This is a genomic window from Geobacillus sp. BK01, from assembly GCF_052220245.1.
Classification (GTDB): Bacteria; Bacillota; Bacilli; order Bacillales; family Anoxybacillaceae; genus Geobacillus.
Genome location: NZ_JBQPTH010000007.1, coordinates 118034 through 134550, shown reverse-complemented (window position 1 = coordinate 134550; position 16517 = coordinate 118034). Strand labels below are relative to the sequence as shown.

At 51.5% G+C, this 16517-nt stretch carries 15 protein-coding genes; 12 read left to right on the top strand and 3 right to left on the bottom strand.

Features of this window, described 5'->3' with window-relative positions; translation table 11 throughout:
- Positions 1-182 precede the first annotated feature (182 nt).
- From ACTVDO_RS09935 to ACTVDO_RS09885, 11 genes are all read left to right on the top strand, one after another.
- The gene (locus ACTVDO_RS09935) at positions 183-2018 is read left to right on the top strand and encodes a bifunctional diguanylate cyclase/phosphohydrolase (RefSeq protein WP_442901443.1); all 1836 of its coding nucleotides are present in this window, start codon (positions 183-185) and stop codon (positions 2016-2018) included.
- A gap of 304 nt (positions 2019-2322) precedes the next feature.
- Positions 2323-2646, top strand: coding sequence for a c-type cytochrome (locus tag ACTVDO_RS09930; protein ID WP_442901442.1), 324 nt, complete (start codon positions 2323-2325; stop codon positions 2644-2646).
- 18 nt (positions 2647-2664) lie between these two features.
- Positions 2665-4533, top strand: a complete 1869-nt coding sequence (gene nosZ / locus ACTVDO_RS09925) for a Sec-dependent nitrous-oxide reductase (RefSeq protein ID WP_442901441.1) — start codon at positions 2665-2667, stop codon at positions 4531-4533.
- Positions 4534-4585: 52 nt separating this feature from the next.
- Positions 4586-5155 carry a hypothetical protein gene (locus ACTVDO_RS09920; protein ID WP_020959976.1) on the top strand — a complete coding sequence of 190 codons (570 nt, stop codon included), beginning with the start codon at positions 4586-4588 and terminating at the stop codon, positions 5153-5155.
- Positions 5152-6450 (top strand): nitrous oxide reductase family maturation protein NosD, encoded by a 1299-nt coding sequence (gene nosD / locus ACTVDO_RS09915; protein WP_020959975.1) that lies wholly within the window; start codon positions 5152-5154, stop codon positions 6448-6450. The genes ACTVDO_RS09920 and nosD overlap by 4 nt, the downstream gene beginning before the upstream one ends.
- Entirely contained in the window at positions 6447-7244 is a 798-nt protein-coding gene (locus ACTVDO_RS09910; protein WP_442901440.1) for a copper ABC transporter permease, read from the top strand. The genes nosD and ACTVDO_RS09910 overlap by 4 nt, the downstream gene beginning before the upstream one ends.
- Positions 7241-7903, top strand: coding sequence for an ABC transporter ATP-binding protein (locus ACTVDO_RS09905; RefSeq protein WP_442901439.1), 663 nt, complete (start codon positions 7241-7243; stop codon positions 7901-7903). Before ACTVDO_RS09910 ends, ACTVDO_RS09905 begins: the two co-directional genes overlap by 4 nt.
- 1 nt (position 7904) lies before the next feature.
- Positions 7905-8816, top strand: a complete 912-nt coding sequence (locus ACTVDO_RS09900; protein ID WP_442901438.1) for a FixH family protein — start codon at positions 7905-7907, stop codon at positions 8814-8816.
- 182 nt (positions 8817-8998) lie between these two features.
- Positions 8999-9751: a DeoR/GlpR family DNA-binding transcription regulator gene (locus ACTVDO_RS09895; RefSeq protein ID WP_020959971.1), complete on the top strand. Its 753-nt coding sequence runs from the start codon at positions 8999-9001 to the stop codon at positions 9749-9751.
- Entirely contained in the window at positions 9748-10659 is a 912-nt protein-coding gene (pfkB, locus tag ACTVDO_RS09890; RefSeq protein WP_020959970.1) for a 1-phosphofructokinase, read from the top strand. Before ACTVDO_RS09895 ends, pfkB begins: the two co-directional genes overlap by 4 nt.
- A gap of 25 nt (positions 10660-10684) precedes the next feature.
- Positions 10685-12550: a PTS fructose transporter subunit IIABC gene (locus tag ACTVDO_RS09885; protein WP_020959969.1), complete on the top strand. Its 1866-nt coding sequence runs from the start codon at positions 10685-10687 to the stop codon at positions 12548-12550.
- Positions 12551-12604: 54 nt separating this feature from the next.
- Here ACTVDO_RS09885 and ACTVDO_RS09880 read toward each other — a convergent pair whose 3' ends face one another.
- Positions 12605-13570, bottom strand: a complete 966-nt coding sequence (locus ACTVDO_RS09880) for an MBL fold metallo-hydrolase (RefSeq protein WP_020959968.1) — start codon at positions 13568-13570, stop codon at positions 12605-12607.
- A 147-nt stretch (positions 13571-13717) separates the two neighbouring features.
- Between ACTVDO_RS09880 and ACTVDO_RS09875 the strand changes: the two genes are divergently transcribed.
- Positions 13718-14119 (top strand): secondary thiamine-phosphate synthase enzyme YjbQ, encoded by a 402-nt coding sequence (locus tag ACTVDO_RS09875; protein WP_020959967.1) that lies wholly within the window; start codon positions 13718-13720, stop codon positions 14117-14119.
- A gap of 174 nt (positions 14120-14293) precedes the next feature.
- On the opposite strand, the gene map is transcribed toward ACTVDO_RS09875, so the two are convergent.
- Positions 14294-15043: a type I methionyl aminopeptidase gene (gene map, locus ACTVDO_RS09870; protein ID WP_020959966.1), complete on the bottom strand. Its 750-nt coding sequence runs from the start codon at positions 15041-15043 to the stop codon at positions 14294-14296.
- Positions 15044-15204: 161 nt separating this feature from the next.
- Positions 15205-16506: an ATP-binding protein gene (locus ACTVDO_RS09865; RefSeq protein ID WP_020959965.1), complete on the bottom strand. Its 1302-nt coding sequence runs from the start codon at positions 16504-16506 to the stop codon at positions 15205-15207.
- Positions 16507-16517: the final 11 nt, after the last annotated feature.

The window sequence follows — 16517 nt, the reverse complement described above, 5'->3', positions numbered from 1 at the left end:
TTATTTATGAAATTAAAACAAACTCTTATTAACCTGCTGATCATTGGTTCTGTTATTGTTGCTTTGACATCTGGTATGAAGCTCGTATAAGGATTAAATTTTTGGGGTGAATTGATTGAAAGTGATAAGGGGGGCTAAATTGCCTCTCTTGGCTTTTTATTAATTAATGAGAGTGATTGTGAATGGACGACCGTAAATTTACCAGTACCAAATTTTATGTTTTGGGAGTTTCCTTGTTTGGACTTTTTGTCTATTTTTTTCATTTTTCTGTCTCATTCTCTTCCCTGCGAGATTGGGTTTTAATTTATGTATTAACGGCTTCTGTTCTCATAGTAAATCGATTTTTGATTTATCTCCCGCCAAAAGGGAATTCTATTTCTATGGATTCGTCTATTTATTTAGCTTGTTTATTTGTTTTTGACTTGCATATCACACTGCTTGTGTTAGGAATATTTAGTTTGATATACGCTTTGTATAAAAGAAGCATTGAATTATGGAAACATTTATTTAATTTTTCTATGTATTGTTTGATGCTTGTAAGTGCATATTACGTTTTCCTTGTATCTGGTGGGATGATTGGAGTTGTAAATACTACCAATATTTTCCCTTATATAATCGCTTTGTTTGTTTATTTTTTAGTAAATATCGTGGTACTGTCTTGCTATTTTATTGTTTCCTCACAACGCTTGTTTAACGGTGTTCTTAATTTTGGACTGTTGAAAGAAGTAGGAATGACCTATTGTATCACTTTAATTCTTTCACTTGCTTTGTCAGTTTTGTTGCAAGAGACAAAATATTTCGGTCTCTTCTTATTTACAATTTTGATTTTATTTCTGTCCATGGCTTTCCGGAAGCTTCTTCATTTATACCAAGAGACGTCTAACCAAGTGAATCGAGATCACTTGACTGGCCTCTACAACCACGGCTTTTTCAAGGAAACGTTGAAAGAACAGTTTGCCGATTGCAAGAAGTTGAAGAAGCCGTTGACGCTCGCGTTTTTGGACTTGGACGATTTTAAAAAATACAACGACCGAAACGGCCACTTGCAAGGGGACAAGCTGCTGGCGTTTTTCGGTGCGCGGTTGAAAAAAGCGGTGGAAGGAACCAATTTCATCGTTGCCCGCTACGGTGGGGAAGAGTTTGCCATTTTAATGCCGAGTACAACGAAAGAAGACGCGTACGCGTTTTTAAACCGGCTGCGCAAGAACGTGAACGATACATATTTTGAAGGCGTCGAGCACATTCCATACCGTTGTCTGTCGTTTTCCTGCGGCATTGCCGAAATGGAAAAGGACATGTATGAAAGCGATGAACTTATTCACCGTGCCGATCAGGCGCTTTATTATGCCAAGGCGCAAGGGAAAAACAATGTGCAAATTTATGATAAGCACAACATGTGCTTTGATGAAATCAAGTTCAAACAAGACTTGGAAGCGCTCGAGCAGCAAGTGAAATTTTTTCTTTCCAAAGATGTGTATACATACCGCCATAGCAAGCGGGTGTTTAAATACGCCCTTGAATTTGGCAGCCGCCTCAACGAATTAACCGACCATGAACGACAGACGCTCATTTTAGGGGCGCTGATTCATGATATTGGCAAAATTGAAGTGCCGCGCGATATTTTAAACAAGCAAGGGAAATTGGAAAAGCACGAGTGGGAAATCGTCAAAAAGCACGTGACATGGGGAAAGGAATTGATTGCGGCGGAGAAGCGGTTTGACGATTTGCTTCCGCTGATCGAGCTGCATCATGAGCGCTATGACGGGAAAGGATATCCGTACGGGCTGAAAGGGGAGGAAATCCCGAAACTGGCCCGCATTTTGTGTATTATCGACTCGTTTGACGCCATGACGACGGAGCGGCCGTACCAGCGAACGAAAACGTTTGACGAGGCGGTTGAAGAAATCAACCGTTGTGCCGGGACGCAGTTTGATCCGATTTATGCGGCGAAGTTTATTGAGTTTGTCAAGGAGCGTTATTTGCCGCTCGCGAAGGTGCAACAACTGAATGAGATCTAGAAAGGGGAGGGCACTTGCCGGTGGCAAGTGTTTTTTATTTTTTCACCGTTTTGCCACGTTTTTGCCAAATAGTGTTCACGGATATTGGAAATGAAGTGACTTTTTGCACAGGGGCAGCCAAGAAACGGTGGCTATAATGATAACAGATTTTCGGCTAAAGGAAAGGAGGGTGCACATGAAGCAAACGGTCATCATTTTTCTCGTTAGCGCCTTGATTGGTTTAGCAGGCGGTTATGTGTATTTTCAGCCAGGAGAAAAAGGGGGGACGAATGCGGCGCAAACGGCGAAACAAGAGGGAGAGAGCGTGTCCGAGCCGTCAGCTTCGGCCGGGAAAGAGAGTGCGAAGGGGGAAACGGCGAACGCCAGTACACAGGATGGAAACATATTGCAGAAAAAGGGCTGCCTCTCTTGCCATTCTGTTTCCAAGCTCAATTTGCAAGGCGGAACGACCGGCCCGGATTTGTCGAACGCGTATCAAGTGGTTGAGGGCAAGCATGGGAAGCCGATTGAAGAGTTTTTAAAAGCGCCGACATCTGCTGTGATGTCCGGGGTGATCAAGTCCAATCCGCTGACGGATGAAGAGCGGGCTGACATCATCGCTCTTTTGAAAGAAGCGTCGGAAAAATAGGCAATGGGAGGGAAGCTGATGAAGAAAAAAGTGATTTCTGCACTGTCCGGACTGGCCGTCGGGGTGTTGGCATCGACCGTGTTTTTCGGAAACTTTTCCACCCCGGATACGGTGTCGACGGCATCGGCCAAAACCGATGCTGAAAAAGTATACGTTCCGTTTGGTGAAAAGGACGAATATTACTTGTTTGCCTCTGGCGGTCATTCAGGGCAAATGTTTATTTACGGGGTGCCGTCGATGCGGCGCATTCGCACTGTCCCTGTCTTTTCACCTGATCCGGCGACTGGTTACGGCTGGGATACCCACTCGAAAAAAATGCTTGGCGGCTACACATGGGGGGATTTGCATCACCCGGCTTTTTCGGAAACGAACGGGGAATATGACGGCAAGTACATGTTTGCGACCGATGTGGCGAACAGCCGGGCAGCGGTGATGGATTTGAAAACGTTCACGGTTAAAGACATTATCGAAGTCCCGAACACAAGCGGTCCGCACTGTGCCGCGTTTGTGACGGAGAATACGGAATATTTATTTTTGCCGACGCGGTTTTCCGTCCCGATCGGCCATCAATATGCGTCGCTCGATGAGTACAGTACTAAATACCGCGGCGTGATGAGTGCCGTCACGTTCGACGAAAAAGCGCAAAAGCTGAACATCGCTTATCAAGTGGCGCTGCCGCCGTGGTCGTACGATTTGTCGGACGCCGGGAAAAAAGTGTCCAAAGACTGGGCGGTGTTGACGACCTATAACACGGAAGAGGCAACGACAAACTTAGAGATCAATGCCTCCCAAGAAGACCGCGATTTTATCGTGTTGTTCAACTGGAAAGAGCTTGAGAAGATGGTGAAGGAAGGAAAATACGATAACGTCGGCGGCCAAAAAATGATTTTTCCGGAAAAGCATCAAGGCGGCATTTATTTAGTGCCGGTCGCCAAATCGCCGCATGGTGTTGACGTCACGCCGGACGGGAAGTATTTTATCGCTTCCGGGAAGCTCGCCCCGCTGCTGACGGTGTTCTCGTTTGAAAAAGCGTTTCAAGCGATTGAAAAGAAAGAGTTTGCCGGTGAACGGAACGGTATTCCGATTTTAAAATATGAGTCGGTGATGGAGCGGGAAGTCAACCCGGAAAATGCGCTTGGGCCGTTGCATACACAGTTTGACGATAAAGGCATGGCGTACACGACGATGTTCATTTCGTCTGAAATTGTGAAATGGAATCCCGAAACCGGAGAGGTGTTGGATCGCGTTCCGGTGCAATACTCGCCAGGGCATGCTGTTTCTGCCGAAGGGGATACGGTTTCTCCAGACGGGAAGTATTTAGTGTCGCTCAACAAGCTCGCGAAAGACAGCTACTTATCGGTCGGGCCGTCCCATCCGGAGTCGATGCAGCTCATTGACATCAGCGGTGAAAAAATGAAAGTGATTCAATCGTCGCCGGTCGACCCGGAGCCGCACTACGGGCAGATGATTAAGGCCGACAAAATTAAAACGATCGAAGTGTATCCGAAAGAGGAAAACAACCCGAATGCCGTTTACAGCCAACAAGACGCCCGCATCGTTCGGAAAGGGAACGAAGTGCACGTGTACGGCATTGCGATGCGCTCGAAGTTTATCTTTGATGCCAAAGCGAAACGGCCGGATGTGATTGAAGTGAATGAAGGCGACAAGGTGATCGTTCATATTACAAACTTGGACTTTGACGAAGATATTACCCACGGCTTTGCCATTAACCAATACGACTTAAACATGGAAATTCAGCCGGGGCAAACGAACACGATTGAGTTTACCGCCGGTAAGCCGGGGACGTACCCGCTGTATTGCACCAATTTCTGTTCGGCGCTGCACCAGGAAATGACCGGATATTTGTTAGTGAAGCCGAAACAATAAAGCGAGGGGGACGCTTTGTCCCCCTTGTCTGTCCAAAGAGGTGTATCAAACGATGGCGACAACGAAACTATCAGCTCTGTCGGCTGCGTTTGTCGGTGTGTCCGGGGGGCTGTTGCTTTTCTCTCTTTCGTTTCCGTGGTGGGGGATGGATTTCATCGCTCCGCAATATCCGGAAGGATTGAAGATTATCGTTTATCCAAATAGGCTCGAAGGCGATATCGAGATTATTAACGGGCTCAACCACTATATCGGCATGAAGCCGTTTAGTGAAGAGAGCTTTCCGGAACTCGGGTATTTGTCGTATCTCGTCATCGCTATGGCCATAGCGGCCTTTCTCGTGGCGCTAGTGAGAAGCCAAAAAGGGCTGTACGCGCTTATTGTTCTCTTCCTGATTGGCGGGGCGCTCGGCATCTACGATATTCACCGCTGGCTCGCTGATTTTGGGACGAATTTGAGTGACAATGCCCCGATCGAGATTGAGCCGTTTGTGCCGCCGATTTTTGGAGAAAACACGATTGCCAATTTCACGACATTCAGCTATTTTGCTTCTGGCGCGTACATTGTCGGTGCCGCGTTTGTGTGTCTGCTCGTTCCGCTTTGGAAGGAGAGGAAAAAAAGATGAAGCGATGGCTGCTCATTTCCTTGTTTTTTCTTTGCTCTTTCTATGTTCCGAACGAGGTCGATGCCGACGGAACGTTGCAGCAGCTGATTGACGCCGCACCGGCTCACAGCACGATTCGTTTGGAAAACAAAACATACAAGGGCGATCTTGTGATCGATAAGCCGCTTGTGATCATCGGCACGAAAGGGACCGTCATTCAAGGGAGCGGGCGCGGCAACGTGATTTCCGTCAAAGCGCCGCATGTGGTGATCAAACGTGTAACGGTCACAAACAGCGGAAAAAGCCGCAGCACGCAAGAGGAATACGCCGGCATTAAAGTGTACTCAGACGGCAATACGCTGGAAGAGATTACGGTGACCCGGTCGTTTCACGGCATTTATTTAAGCCAGGCGCATCATAATCGGATCGCCAACGTGCGGGTGATCGGCGAACAAAATGGGGATATCGCCGGACAAGGAAATGGGCTGCATATTTACTACTCCAATTTTAACGAATTGGAAGATAACGTCATCATCGGAACGAGAGACGGCATCTTTTTCGACTATGCCAACCATAATGTCGCCCGACGGAACGAGGTGTCGCGCACCCGTTATGGGCTTCATTATATGTATTCCGATGACAATGCGTTTTACGACAACACGTTTATGCTTAATAACGGCGGGGCGGCGATCATGAACTCAAACCGGATCGTCCTTCAAAACAACCGCTTTGTATTCAACAAAGGAATGCGTTCATTTGGACTGCTGCTGCAAATGGCGAATGACAACCAAATCATCGCCAACACGTTTTACCAAAACGGGCGGGGATTGTACGTTGATCAATCGAACGATAACGTTTTGCAAGACAATCTTTTTTTGCAAAACGAAATCGGCATTGAGCTTTGGGCGAGCTCGCAACACCAAACGTTTACGAAAAACCGGATTTGGAAAAACACGATTGCCGTTTTGCGCCTTGGCGGTGAAGATCGCAACCGTTGGGATGCTCATGGTGTCGGCAACGATTGGGGAGACGAAGCGGCGCTGTTTGATTTGAACCAGGATGGAAAGGGCGATTCGCCTTTTCGCTACTCGTCTTCGTTTCATAAACTGGCGGAAGAAAATGAACTCGCGTATTTGTTTTTGTCATCGCCAAGCTTGCACGTTTATGAAAAAATTCATGAATGGCAGCAAGCGGGCGACGTGATGGCAATCGACCGCGCCCCGGTGGTGCAAAAGGGCAAAGCCGCCCACTGGGTATGGGGGTTGGCTGTTCTTGGAGTGGGAACGATGATATGGCAAAGGGGTTTTCGAAAATGAGCTATCTTTGGAAAGAATGGCTCGAGCTTTCGCGGAGCAAGGCGTTTTGGCTCTTGTTTCTGCCGGTGGCGGCCGCCTCGCTTTCCGTGTTGGCGAGCGTCAAATCGCTGCCGGCTGAGCACGGATTGCCTGTGTTTTTGCAAATGATGTTTGAGATGAATGTGTATATCGTGCCGCTTCTTTGTTTGTTTTTCGCTTCGTTTTCGGTCATGCAGGAGAAGGAGCAGCGGACGATGGTGATGATTGTGGCCAAAAGCCGCTCGCCTTTGTCGTTTTTATGGAGAAAAAGTGCGGCGATTCAGCTCTTGACGATGGCGGTGTTGATCGTCTGGTATTTCATTTTGATCGTGCCGGTGAAGTTTTGGTTTGTTTTTCATGTACCGCCTTTTCTTCACTTTTTGCTTGCCACGATGGCGCTCGTGTTCATGTTTAACCAGCTCGGCATTTTGCTTGGTTTCATATGCAAAACGAAAATTCAACTGATCGGCGCCAATTTGGCTGTGCTGTTCGTATTTCTTTACTTGTATGATTTCGTGTTGCTTTATATATTGCCGTCGGTTACGTATGACAACGTCCGTCTATTTTCATTTGTTTATTTCTTGCAGCCGCTGCACGCGCTTCGCTTTTATTTAGAGACGGCGCTCGGGGTGTTTTCGCTTGACTATTTGTCGCGGACGATGAAAAAGTTTTTCTCGTTTCCGCCTGAGCTGTTTGTGCTGCTGAATATCGCCGTTTGGGGCGTCGGAGCGTTGGCGGCATCGATCGGGTGGAGCCGAAAGGGGGAAGAACGATGATCGAAGTGGCCGGGTTGACCGTTTCATATCGGAACAAAAAAGTGTTGGATGACGTTCATCTCGTCATTCAAAAAGGAGAGCGGTGCGCCTTGGTCGGGCGAAACGGCGCCGGAAAATCGACGTTCATCCATAGTTTGCTGAATTTGCTTCCGGCCGCGCGCGGGGCGGTGTCCATTGCCGGCATTGACCATCGGCGGCATGAATGGAAAACGAAAGTCGCCTATTTGCCGGAAAAATTCCAGCTTTATCCCCAGTTGACCGGCGAGGAAAATGTGCGCTTTTTCGCTTCATTGCACGGGACGGTCGATGAAGGACGGATTGAGCACGTTTTGCGCGCCGTCCGCCTGTGGGAGGCGCGTCATATGAAAAGCAGACAGTATTCCAAAGGCATGTTGCAGCGGCTCGGGCTTGCCATTATGCTTTACGATGATGCCGAACTGCTCATTTTAGACGAGCCGACAAGCGGGCTCGATCCGTTAGGGCGGGCGGATTTTTTCTCGATTTTGCGCTCGCTGCCGGACAAAACGATGCTGATCTCTTCGCATCACCTCGATGAAGTCAGGCAGCTTTGCACCCATGTCGCCTATTTGGAAAATGGGAAAGTGACGAAATATCCGGTTGAACAGTTTACCCTTCATACGATGATGGGAGGAGAATAACGTGAAGCGGCAATGGATGATGATTATGGCAGCACTTTTGGTGTTGCTCGCCGGATGCCAAGGAAGCGATTGGACTGTGTCGGTGAAAACCACCCCTTTTTATAAGGAAGGAACAGCTTCCACGTTTGCGGTTGCCATTCAAAAGAACGGGGAACCGGCCAGCGGGCTTGAGGTGACGGCGATATTTGAGATGGCGAACATGGACCACGGGCAAATCGTTGCCGCGTTGAAAGAAGGGGAACCCGGCCTTTATGAGGGACAAGTGCAGCTGCCGATGGAAGGAGAATGGGATGTTTTGTTGCAAATGAAAGACGGGAGCGAAATGACGGAAAAGCTTGTGACACTGACGGTCAAGCGGCAAGATGTTGCCGCGATGATCAACGGCCAAGCGATTACGGCAGCGGAAGTGAAGTTTTACCAAACACGACGGAAAATTGAGATCTCCTCGGCTATGGAGGAGATCCAACAGAACGAGCGCGGCCCGGAGCTCACCGAGCGGCTCAGCTATTGGGAGCGGCAACTTAATGCGACGGCTGAGCCCCGTTCCGCTCTCACTCACCTCATCGAACTGCACTCGATGGCGCTGCTTGCGGAAGAAAAAGGGTATTCAGTCGGCCAGCAGGCGGTTGACCGCGAGATGGAAAAGCGAAAGAATCAATACAGCGAAAGCAAAACGGCGCAAACGCTCATCCGCCAATACGGGGAAACGGCATTTTGGAAGCAAGAACGGCATTATGTCCGGCTTGTGTTGCTCGCGCAAAACGTGTGGAACGACATGGTGAAGCAAGTCAAAACCGAACATCCGGGCATGGCGGAGACGGAGGTGCGTTTCTTCGCACAAAAGAAGTATGAGGAATTGCTTGTCTCGCAAATCGATTCGTTGGACATTCAGCTATATCTTTCCGGGTTGTAGTGGGAAACATTGCCCCATCAGCATGAAGGGCAATGTTTTTTTTGTTGTTGTCGACCGTTTGTGATTGTTTTTGATATTATTTTGGTTATTAATGAATGAAAATGGATGATTATGATTGATTTTTTGCTTGCCTTCGCTTATGATAGAGATAGACACTATTGCCTACTATCGGAGGTGGAAACGTGCTGACAGAAGAACGCCACCGCCTTATTTTGGACTTATTGGTGCAAAAAGGGGTTGTCAAGCTGCAAGAGCTTGTTGACGCGACAGGGGCGTCCGAATCGACGATTCGCCGCGATTTGACGCAGTTGGAAAAAGAAAAAAAGCTGCGCCGCATTCACGGCGGAGCAGCTTTGCTGCAGCAAAAACGCGAAGAGTTGAGCGTGTCGGAAAAATCGCTGAAATATATGGAAGAAAAACGGCAGATCGCCGCCTATGCCGCCCGTTTGGTGCAACAAGGCAACTGCGTTTACTTGGATGCCGGGACGACGACGTTTGAAATGATTCCGCATCTGGCGGAAAAAGATGTCGTTGTCGTCACGAACGGCGTCATGCATGTGGAACGGCTGCTCGAGTATGGCATCACGACGTATGTCATTGGCGGCATGGTGAAGCCGAAGACGAAAGCCTTAATCGGGCGGGGCGCGATTGAATCGCTGCGGCAATATCGGTTCGATCAATGTTTTATCGGCGCGAACGGCGTTCATGATGAGCATGGGTACACGACGCCGGATCCAGAAGAGGCGCTCGTCAAATATACGGCGATGCAGTTGGCGCAGCAGGCGTATGTGCTTGCCGACCATTCCAAGTTGAATGAAAGCGCGTTTGCCAAAATTGCCGATTTGGACGAAGCCGTCTTGATCACCGATGAGCTTGATGAGGAGTGGCAAGAGCGATACAAAGCAAAAACGACAGTCGAGGTTGTGACGCGATGATTTACACTTGTACGTTCAATCCATCTGTTGATTACGTTGTCCATGTCGATGAATTGCGCATCGGCGAACTGAACCGCGCATTGAAAACGATGACATTCCCGGGCGGGAAAGGGATTAACGTATCCCGCGTGCTGAAGCGGCTCGGTGTCGACAGTGTAGCGCTCGGCTTTGTCGGCGGGTTTACCGGGGAGTTTATTGAAGCCGAGCTCCGGAAAGAAGGGATCGTTTCCGATTTTGTTCGAGTCTCCGGCCAGACGCGCATTAATGTCAAGCTAAAGGCAGGGCGCGAGACGGAAATTAATGGCCAAGGGCCGTCGATTGCCGACGAGGACATCATCCAGCTGCTGGCGAAAATCCGCACAATGGCTGTCGGCGATGTGCTTGTATTGGCGGGAAGCGTACCTTCATCATTGCCGCCGGATGTATACGGGCAAATTGCGGCGGAAGCGAGCCGGCAAGGAGGAAAAGTGGCAGTTGATACGAGCGGCCCGGCGCTGCGGGCTTTGCTCGCCAACCGTCCCTTTCTTGTCAAGCCGAACCATCACGAGCTGGCCGAGTTGTTTGGGGTATCAACACCAACAAGAGAAGACATCGTTACCTATGGGCGCCGGCTAGTCGAAATGGGCATTGAACATGTCATCGTGTCCATGGCTGGTGACGGGGCGTTTTACTTCAGTGAAGAGGCGACGCTGTTTGCTGAGGCGCCGCAAGGAACGGTGAAAAATTCCGTCGGAGCGGGCGATTCGATGGTCGCTGGCTTTTTGGCCGCCCACGCGGACGGGAAAGCGGTTGAGGAAGCGTTTGTCTGCAGCGTGGCGGCCGGGAGCGCGACCGCGTTTTCCGAAGATTTATGCACGAAAGACGAAGTGGAAACGATTGCTAGACGCGTCCGCATCATGCGTTTATAACGGAAAATCAAGGGGGACCGTGCAAATGAACATCACTGATTTGTTGACGAAAGAAACCATCATTCTTCAGCTTCAAGCGAAGACAAAAAGCGAGGTCATTGGCGAATTGGCGTCCAAGCTCGCTGAGGCGGGGGCGGTCAGCGATGTGGAAGCGTTCAAACGAGCCATTTGGGCGCGCGAACAACAAAGCACAACCGGCGTTGGCGACGGCATCGCCATTCCGCACGCCAAAACAGCGGCGGTCAAGCGCCCGGCGGTGGCGTTCGGCCGTTCGGCGGTTGGCATTGACTATGAATCGTTGGACGGGAAGCCGAGCCGCTTGTTTTTCATGATCGCGGCGCCGGAGGGCGGCGAACAGACGCACTTGCAGGCGCTCGCCCGCCTGTCCTCGCTGTTAATGGACGAATCGTTCCGCACTCAGCTTGAAACCGCTTCAAGCGAGGAGGAGATTGTCCGTTTGTTTGCGGCGAAAGAAAGTGAGCGGGAAGCACCATCGCCAGCCGCGCCGGCAGGGGGCGGGCGGAAAGTGCTCGCGGTTACGGCGTGCCCGACCGGGATCGCCCATACGTATATGGCAGCTGATGCCTTGAAAGCAAAGGCGGCGGAAATGGGTGTATCGATCAAAGTCGAGACAAACGGTTCCGATGGAGTGAAAAACGCCCTCACGGCCCAAGAGATTGAAGAAGCCGCGGCGATCATTGTCGCAGCCGATAAACAAGTCGACATGGACCGCTTTGACGGCAAACATGTCATTCAAGTGCCGGTCGCCCAGGCGATCCGCGAGCCGGAGAAGCTGATCGAGCAGGCGCTGCGCCAAGAGGCGCCGGTTTACCGGGCAAGCGGCGCGGTGCGGGACGGCGGGGCGGCCAAACCGCGCACCGGTTTTTATAAACATTTGATGAACGGCGTATCGAACATGTTGCCGTTTGTCGTCGGCGGCGGGATTTTAATCGCCCTTTCCTTCACGTTTGGCATTAAGGCGTTTGATCCGAACGACCCGTCGTACCATCCGTTTGCGAAAGCGTTGATGGACATTGGCGGCGGCAACGCGTTTGCCTTAATGATTCCGGTGCTTGCCGCGTTTATCGCGATGAGCATTGCCGACCGGCCGGGATTTGCGCCGGGGATGGTCGGCGGCTTTATGGCGGCCAACGGCGGTGCAGGGTTCTTGGGCGGGTTGATCGCCGGCTTTTTAGCTGGGTATTTGGTTGTCGGGCTGCGGAAACTGTTCAGTCGCTTGCCGCAGTCGCTCGAAGGGATCAAACCGGTGTTGTTGTATCCGCTGTTCGGCATTTTCTTCACCGGCATCATTATGATGTATATCGTCATCGATCCGGTGAAAGCGTTGAATGAAGGGCTGAAACATTGGCTTTCCGGGATGGGAACGGCGAACTTAGTGCTGCTTGGCGCCGTGCTGGGCGGCATGATGGCCGTTGACATGGGCGGACCGATCAACAAGGCGGCGTTTACGTTCGGGATTGCGATGATCGACGCCGGCAACTATGCGCCGCATGCCGCCATCATGGCCGGCGGGATGGTGCCGCCGCTCGGATTGGCGCTGGCGACGACGCTGTTTAAGAAAAAGTTTACAAAAGCCGAACGTGAAGCAGGGAAAACGTGCTATGTGATGGGCGCTTCGTTCATTACCGAAGGAGCGATTCCGTTTGCGGCCGCCGACCCGGTGCGGGTCATTCCGTCGATCATTGTCGGTTCGGCGGTTGCCGGGGCGTTGACGATGTTGTTCCATATCGGGCTGCCGGCGCCGCATGGCGGCATGTTCGTCATCCCGATCGTGAAAGGCAGTGCATGGCTTTATATGTTGGCGATTTTGGCCGGCTCTATTGTGACTGCATTGATGGTTGGACTGTGGAAAAAAGAAGTGCAAGAATAAGAGAAAAAGCGTTCCGCACACCCGGAACGCTTTTCGGTGCGCCCGCCGGCTTTTTCACCCCCGCCGGGCGCCTTTTTCTTTTTGCATGGCGGCTAGTGGGGAAGCGGCATCGATCACTTCGCCGAGTTTCAAGCAAAGCAAGCGGCTGTCATCCAACTCGCGTTGCCGCCATTCGGCGAGCAGGCGGTCGAGCGCTTCTTTCGGTGTATCGTCGGCCAAGCGGAAGGCGCCGTAGTGCATCGGGACAAACAAACGGGCGCGGCAGTCCAAAAACGCCTGTACCGCCTCTTCCGGGGTCGTGTGCTGCGGTCCCATAAACCATTCCGGCTCGTAGGCGCCGATCGGCAAGAGCGCATAGTCGATGGAAAAACGTTCGCCGATGTCGCGAAAGCCGCGGAAGTAACCGCTGTCGCCGGCGAAGTAGACGGTGGGGGCGCCGTCTGCCTCGATCACCCATCCGCCCCAGTGCGAGGTGTTCGTATCCCAAAGCGTCCGCCGCGTCCAATGTTGGGCCGGGACGAACGTGAACGACACGCTGCCGAACGGAACGGTTTTCCACCACGACAGCTCAGTGACATGGCGGAAGCCGCGGCGGCGGAGCAGGCGGCCGAGCCCCTCGGGCACGAACACGTGCGGGTCGCCCGGCAAGCGGCGGAGGCTGCCGATATGCAAGTGGTCATAGTGGCCGTGAGAGATGAGCACTGCATCAACGGGCGGCATGTCCTCAAGCGCGATGCCCGGAGCCGACAAGCGTTTGGCCGTGCCCATCCGCTGCGCCCAAACCGGGTCGGTGACGATCGTAACGCCGGCCAGCTGCATGATAAAGGTCGAATGGCCAACCCAGCAAAGCTGCGGCCGCCCATCAGGATGGTGAAGCCGCTCAGATTGCGGCGGCTCCACACGGGGGACGATGTATGACAAATCTTTTTGTTTTTGTTTCCGCTCCCGCTGCCAGCGGCGAAAATCGGCCCATGTTTTGTGCGTTACGATGTTGTCAAGATTTGTATATCGTTTCGGCACGGCAGTTTTCCCTCCACGATCATCTTTATGAGGAGACTCCCATTTCCATGCGGTGATGTCAGGCGGGAGATTGCTCCATGCGCTATAATTAAAAAGTAGCAAATTTTGCTTTGTTCTACAAAATGTTTGTTCGGGAGGGTGAAAGACATGCTTCAATCTTTTTCGCTTCGCACGACAAAACGCGATGAAATGGTGGAGATTACTTCATTTGTTGAAGAAGCGGTGCGCCAGTCCGGGGTAGAAGAGGGGGTGGTGGTCGTGTATTGCCCGCACACGACAGCCGGCATCACGATTAACGAAAACGCCGATCCTGATGTGAAGCGCGATATGATGCGACGGTTTGATGAAACGTACCCGTGGGAGCATCCGCTTGACCGCCATATGGAGGGAAACACCGCCGCCCATATGAAAGCGAGCACGGTCGGCGCATCGCAGCATGTCATCATTCATGAAGGCCGTCTGCTGCTTGGCCGCTGGCAAGGCATCTATTTTTGCGAATACGATGGGCCGCGTCAGCGGACATTTTACGTGAAAATCTTTAAAGGATAGTAACCATAATTATGTTATGTAAACAAAAGAACAGGAGAAAGTAATGGCAACAGAGCGGCTGCCACGGTCTGACGGGAATAGAGAGAAGAGGACGAAAAACCCGGGCAAGCGTGTACCCGGGTTTTTCGAATGTCGAAAAAATCGAGCTGTTGAGAACAAGAAACATTCGCATCATTACGCCGTCGTCGTTAAGATCAGCGGCCCGTTTTTCGTAATGGCGATCGTATGTTCATATTGCGCCGAATAAGAGCCATCGACGGTGCGCGCCGTCCAACCGTTTGCGTCCATTTTGCTTTGCCATGCCCCCATGTTGACCATCGGCTCGATCGTAATGACCATCCCTTCCTTTAAGCGCATCCCTTTTCCTTTTTCGCCAAAATGGGGAACGTACGGTTCTTCGTGAATCGTCGGCCCGATGCCGTGTCCGGTGAAATCACGGACGATGGAAAACCCGTGCGGCTCGACGTACGTTTGAATGGCATGGCCGATGTCGCCGATTCGGTTTCCAACGACCGCCTGCTCGATGCCTTTGTATAGCGACTGTTCCGTGACGTGGAGCAGCTTTTGCACATCTTCACTGACATCGCCAACTGCGTACGTCCACGCCGAATCAGCGAGCGCTCCGCGCCAGTTGACCACGAAATCGATCGTGACGATATCGCCTTCTTTAAGCGGCTCGTTGCGTGGAAACCCGTGGCAAATTTCGTCGTTCACCGAGGCGCACGTGGCATATGGGTAGCCGCGGTATCCTTTTTGTTCCGGCTTGGCGCCGTATTTGGCCAAAAACGTTTCGACAAACCGGTCGATTTCCATCGTCGTTACCCCCGGTTTGATGCGCTTGGCGATTTCTTGATGGCAGGCGGCCAAGAGTTTCCCCGCCTCACGCATCAACTGAATTTCCCGTTCCGTTTTGACGTGAATCATGCAACTGTCTCCTTTTCCTTCGGTATGTTTCCATCCTATAGTATTGTAACAAAAACGCCAGTGGTGATAAACTGGCGGGAATATAGGACAAAGAAAAAGGACGCCCGAACAGGCATCCTTTGTTCCGTCGGTTATCGTCTTTCGCCGGCTTGCCCCGGCGTTTACAAGACGGCAAACAACTGCTTTTCTTTATCGGAAATCGTGGATGGAGATGGGGACGGAGCGAGCGGCAAATAAATCGATACCGTCGTTCCTTTATGTATTTCGCTTTCGATTTGAATCGTGCCGTTCATGGATTCAATGATGCGATATGCAACCATCATCCCAAGCCCGGTGCCTTTGATCCCTTTTGTCGTAAAGTACGGCTCGCCAAGCCGTTCAAGTTGTTCTTTCGTCATGCCGACACCGGTGTCGGCAATGCGGATGAGCACACGCCCATTGTCGATCGAGACGTGTATGTGTAACGTTCCGCCGTTTGGCATCGCTTCAATGGCATTTTTGATGACATTGAGCAAACATTGGCGAAACTTTTCGCGCTCGCCGATAACAGAAAAAGGGGCAAGTGTTGTGTGAATATCGACGCAATGCATATTGGCAAGCGGGCGGATGATGTCAATGACCCGTTCGACTTCCAGCTTGACGTTCAGTTTTTCCGGCGTTTCCGGCGCCGGTTTGGCGAAGGTCAAATAATCGGTAATGATCGCCTCAGCCCGGTCGAGCTCTTCCATGGCGATGCGGGCGTACTGACGGCGCTTCTCGGCGGCAAGCGGCTGCTCTTCAATCAGCTGGATGAACCCGCGCGCCGCTGTCAGCGGGTTGCGGATTTCGTGGGAGATGGAAGCCGCCAAATGGGTGACTGCTTCCATTTTCTCGGCGCGAATAATTCGCTTGCGCAGTGCCATGTTATGGTGCACCATCTCGCGGGCGGCGCAAACGATGAGCATGCCTGCCGGTTGTACGAGCAAAAATGTAAGTGAAAGAAGGAGCGGAGGCGGATTGTCGACGATCCACTCTGCCATAGTGACCGTCAATAGGCCGGATGCAAAGCTGAGCAACACCGCCAACAGCACGCGCTGTTTGGACGGCAGCGACACAAACCGTTTCGTCCATAAACTACTGACCGCAGCGATGGCGATGGAAACAACGACAGTAGTCAAAACGCCGGCTCCGCCAAACAATGAGCGGTAGACGATCGTCACGAGCGCCAACAAGGCGGCCGGCCCAGCCCCGCCGTATAGGCTGCCGACCCAAAGCGGAATTTGCCGCAAGTCGAAAATAAAGTCGTTTCCCGCGTTAACCGGAAGGGTGATGCATAAGATGATCACAATCGCGTAACAAGCGGTCGGCAAGTACAAGCGAAGACGCTTCGGCCCTTTTTCTTGTTCCGTCCATAGCGGAACAAGAAACACCGGCAGGAGAATAAAAAACAAGTTTAGCAAAAAGTCTTTTAAAATACTAAGCATCACGGCACCTT